The organism is Methylobacterium sp. Leaf106, assembly GCF_001422895.1.
Classification (GTDB): domain Bacteria; phylum Pseudomonadota; class Alphaproteobacteria; order Rhizobiales; family Beijerinckiaceae; genus Methylobacterium; species Methylobacterium bullatum.
The window spans coordinates 1-1,111 of record NZ_LMNB01000029.1 but is presented as its reverse complement, the minus strand read 5'-3'; the positions used below and the strand labels follow the sequence as shown (position 1 = coordinate 1,111).

The window sequence follows — 1,111 nt, the reverse complement described above, 5'->3', positions numbered from 1 at the left end:
CTGACCAGATGGCGCCCATCGTTCGGATCGAGGACGGCAAGCGGACCCTTGAGATGCTCCGATGGGGCATCCCGGGTCCGAAGCAGTACGGGGAGCACGCGGTCACGAACGTCCGAAATGTGAAGAGCCCGCACTGGCGGCCCTGGCTCAAGCCGGAATACCGCTGCCTCGTCCCGGTCTCCTCCTTCAACGAGTACGCCGACACCAAGCCGAAGAAGACACCGATGTGGTTCGCCCTCGATGACAACCGGCCGCTCTTCGCTTTCGCCGGCATCTGGCGGCCCTGGACCGGCGTGCGCGGCACCAAGGCAGAGAACCCCGATAGGGAGGAGGCCGAGCACCGGCTGTTCTCGTTCCTCACATGCGAAGCGAATGGCATTGTCGGCCCGGTCCACCCGAAGGCGATGCCGGTCTTGCTGACGACGCCAGAGGAGTGGCGGACGTGGCTTGAGGCACCGACAGAGATCGTCCTTAAGCTGCAACGCCCGCTGCCTGACGCCATGATGAAGGTGGTGGCGACGGGCGCACGGCGCGATCCGGCAGAATGAGGATCGCATCGCGGCCGGCCTAGTGCTGGGACCATGCCGGCCGGGAAGACGTATTAACGGTCCGAGGCTTCCGCGTCGGCAACAAGGCGCCGGGTCGCGGGGGCACGCGGGGTCAGGGACGGCGTGGTCATCAGCTCAGAGGCCGGACGAACCGATGCCGTGACGCGAGCCTGCTCACGGTAGAGCGTCGGCGTGATGTTGACGCGATCCTCAGCCATCGCCGTACTGGTCAGGGTGGCGGCGGCGAGAGCGGCGAGCACGATTTTACGAACGGTCATGGTACTTATCCCATTGGTGTTTCGGGGGTTGCGCCCCGTTTCATGAGAGGGATATGCGCTGCGGTGCACCATCATTCCAACAGATCAAATCGATAKYYGGTATTGATGAAATCGATACTTGTTCCCGCCCTTGTCCTCGYCCTGTCATTGGCTCCTGCRTTCGCGGCCGAGCCGATCACCGGCSGGGCCTCGGTGGTAGACGGCGACACCCTCGACATCGGCGGCACCCGTATCCGGCTCCACGGGATCGATGCGCCCGAGAGCGCACAGCTCTGCAATAGAAAG

General features: G+C 64.3%; 3 protein-coding genes. 2 read left to right on the top strand and 1 reads right to left on the bottom strand.

Translation table 11 applies throughout. From position 1 onward, the window contains the following. On the top strand, positions 1-548 hold a 548-nt coding region (locus ASF34_RS15515; RefSeq protein ID WP_056162199.1), incomplete at its 5' end, for an SOS response-associated peptidase. Positions 549-601: 53 nt separating this feature from the next. Here ASF34_RS15515 and ASF34_RS15510 read toward each other — a convergent pair. Continuing rightward, positions 602-826 carry a hypothetical protein gene (locus ASF34_RS15510; protein WP_056162196.1) on the bottom strand — a complete coding sequence of 75 codons (225 nt, stop codon included), beginning with the start codon at positions 824-826 and terminating at the stop codon, positions 602-604. 105 nt (positions 827-931) lie between these two features. Here ASF34_RS15510 and ASF34_RS23520 point away from each other — a divergent pair. Further along, positions 932-1,111: thermonuclease family protein (locus ASF34_RS23520; protein WP_443136541.1), on the top strand; the 180-nt coding region annotated here is incomplete at its 3' end.